4 protein-coding genes are annotated in these 2,823 nt (G+C 37.4%); 1 reads left to right on the forward strand and 3 read right to left on the reverse strand.

The genetic code is table 11. The features are described 5' to 3' along the window. Positions 1 to 98 precede the first annotated feature (98 nt). Genes ACY65O_RS08035 through ACY65O_RS08045 form a run of 3 tightly spaced genes read right to left on the reverse strand, consistent with a single transcriptional unit; the run spans position 99 to position 2,126 of the window. Positions 99 to 1,178, reverse strand: coding sequence for a serine hydrolase domain-containing protein (locus tag ACY65O_RS08035; RefSeq protein WP_462220337.1), 1,080 nt, complete (start codon positions 1,176 to 1,178; stop codon positions 99 to 101). 39 nt (positions 1,179 to 1,217) lie between these two features. After that, positions 1,218 to 1,694, reverse strand: coding sequence for a hypothetical protein (locus ACY65O_RS08040; protein ID WP_462220338.1), 477 nt, complete (start codon positions 1,692 to 1,694; stop codon positions 1,218 to 1,220). 9 nt (positions 1,695 to 1,703) lie between these two features. Continuing rightward, positions 1,704 to 2,126 (reverse strand): YciI family protein, encoded by a 423-nt coding sequence (locus tag ACY65O_RS08045; RefSeq protein WP_462220339.1) that lies wholly within the window; start codon positions 2,124 to 2,126, stop codon positions 1,704 to 1,706. Positions 2,127 to 2,348: 222 nt separating this feature from the next. Here ACY65O_RS08045 and ACY65O_RS08050 point away from each other — a divergent pair. Further along, positions 2,349 to 2,823: acyl-CoA dehydrogenase family protein (locus ACY65O_RS08050; protein WP_462220340.1), on the forward strand; the 475-nt coding region annotated here is incomplete at its 3' end.

Consider the following 2,823-nt stretch of genomic DNA (forward strand, 5'->3'; position numbering starts at 1 on the left):
TTGTTAACTGAAGGTGCATTAGATATTATTGCAAAACGTTTTAAAGAAAATAAAAGCAAGGATTAAAAAAATACACCACCGTTGAGTTATCAATCCGATTAATACTTCATCGCCAGTTTTAATTTACCCCACAATTCATTATCAAAGCTGCTTGGCCCAAGCGTACTGTTGCCCGATGCATTATCCCCAAGCCTTACTACTACCACATCCATGCTGGGTATCACATAAATTTTCTTATCGTCTTTTCCTAAAGCCATATACATATCTGCAGGTGCATTGGGTACTAACGCCGTAGGAAAAACTGTTTGATAACCGGGTACCATTGTACTTGATTTTCCATTTAACCACCACAGGTAGCCGTAGCTTAAATTATAATTTTGAGAAGTGTTCGTCATAGCATCAAAATACGCAGCATCATTTAATAAAGTGGTGCCATTCCATTTTCCTTTGCTTAAAATTAAGGAACCAAATCTTGCGCCTTCTCTTGTGGTACACCACATAATATGATTTATCCATAATGCATTGGGCATACCAATTTTATCAAACAATTTTTCTTTGCAATATGCATTCCATGTTTTACCACTTGCTGTTGCCATTACATCATGCACCAAATGGTAAGGCGCATTATGGTATGCCCATCTTGTGCCTGCATCTGCTTTATAAATAAGACAGGCCGGAGTGGTACAATCCTGGTCGGGTACACCATCATCCAAACCAGTCGTCATGGTTAATTGATTTTTTATGGTAATTAAATTTTCTTTTGCCAATGCCAAACTTGTCCATCCTGTTCCTAAATACTGCGATACTTTATTATTGATATTAATAGTTCCTTCCTGCTGTGCAATACCTGCTACAAAAGCGGTTACACTTTTGCCGGCACTGGCAATATAATATTTGGTGTCTTTTGTCCAGCTGTTCCAGTATTGTTCTTTTACTATTTTACCATGATGTAAAATAATTAATCCGTAACTACTTTTTGTACCTGCATAATCAAATGCTTCCTGCAGTTTGGTTTCATCCCAGTTAATGGAAGTTGCTGTTTTAGTTTCCCAAGTATCGCCGGTTAAAGGCGGATAATAATATTCGTTGGTGGTTGCAGTAGGAATAGGTGCAGCACCATTCTCTTTTTTGCAGCTCCATAAAGAAACGGTGATAATAAGCAGTAATAAATATTTCATAAAACAATTTGTAGATAGACTTTACGCTTACATAAACGTTTAAAACGCCAAATTATTTCTCTCCAATTGTTTAATCCATTTCTGGCAAATAGCTAAAGGTATTAAACCTATAACGCCAAAGCTGCAATCAATTAAAACATGAAACATTGGGATATGCCTTATTGGTGCAGCAATAAAAGCCAAAGGAATTATTGCCACGCAAGCCAGCATTGCCCAATCAATAATCCATTTATTTTTTACCGGATCTTTTAACGGGCCAATAAATGCCATGGCAATTACAATATGTGCAAATGCCAGCCAATCGAACCCATAAGCCAGCATGGGATATTTTGCATTGGTTTCTACCAACGCAGCATACACATCTTTTAACCATTGCTCAGCAAAGGTTGGTACCAAGGCAGGCTGATTAAGTAACCAGCGCAATTCAGTTTGTACAGGAAATGCAGTAACACCACTTAGTATTAAGGCGATAATAAAAAATAAAATAAGTAAGCGGATTTTGGTGATTAATTTCATTTTAAAGAGTTATTTTTTTGGTTTGCCCGGCACAAAACTCCCTGTAGCTGCCGTCCACCAGGGATGAATTTCATAACCTAATCTTCCTGCTGCTATTGCAGGATCGGTATTCAATAATTTTTCAACTTCTTCTTTTGTACTGCAGTCAAAAATAAAAATGCCTTTCCAGTTGCCATCGTCGCCAAACGGGCCAGCTACTTTTAATTTTCCCTCATAATATAAACTGCTGATGTTTGACATATGCCCTTCCTGAATTTTTGCAGCAGTTGCAGAATCCTGTGTACGGTTGCTTCCTGCAATAAGCATTACAAACCAGTATTGTTTTATTTGTGCTTGTACTTTAGGCTTTTGTTTAACCGCAGATTTATGCTGGCTATAACAAAACGGTGCTATCATTAAAAACAATCCAATAAAAAACGTTAATTGTTTCATGGCTTAAAATTTTATTCAAGCTACTTATTGTTTGGTAATGCTACAAAATATTTCTTTAAAAGGCAGATGGTATATATTTGTAAAACGTTAATCTCCGCTACAATAAAAGCTCAATAAAGATATACTGTACAAGAGTGCGACGCCAATGAAGTTGAACAAAGAAATATAGCCAGGCACAAAAAAATTAAACTACTAATTAATTAATAAACTAATTAACGATTCATGGCAGCTAAAACAGATAATTTTCAAAGTCCTGATTATTTTAATGTAGATGAATTATTAACGGAAGAACATAAGTTGATAAGAGAAAGTGTACGCAGTTATGTAAAAAAAGAGATCAGCCCGATAATTGAAGACTATGCACAGCGGGCAGAATTTCCGCAGCAAATAATAAAACAACTGGGCGACCTGGGTTGCTTTGGTCCAACAGTGCCGGAAAAATATGGCGGCGGCGGATTAGATTATATCAGTTATGGTTTAATGATGCAGGAACTGGAACGTGGCGACAGCGGTGTACGCAGCACCGCTAGTGTGCAGGGTTCGTTGGTAATGTTTCCAATTTATCAATACGGAAGCGAAGAGCAGCGCAATAAATATTTACCCAAATTGGCCAGCGGCGAGTGGTTAGGATGTTTTGGTTTAACAGAACCCAACCACGGCAGCGACCCCAGCAATATGCTCAGTAATATTAAAGATG

This window comes from Ferruginibacter sp., assembly GCF_031430955.1.
GTDB lineage: Bacteria > Bacteroidota > Bacteroidia > Chitinophagales > Chitinophagaceae > Ferruginibacter.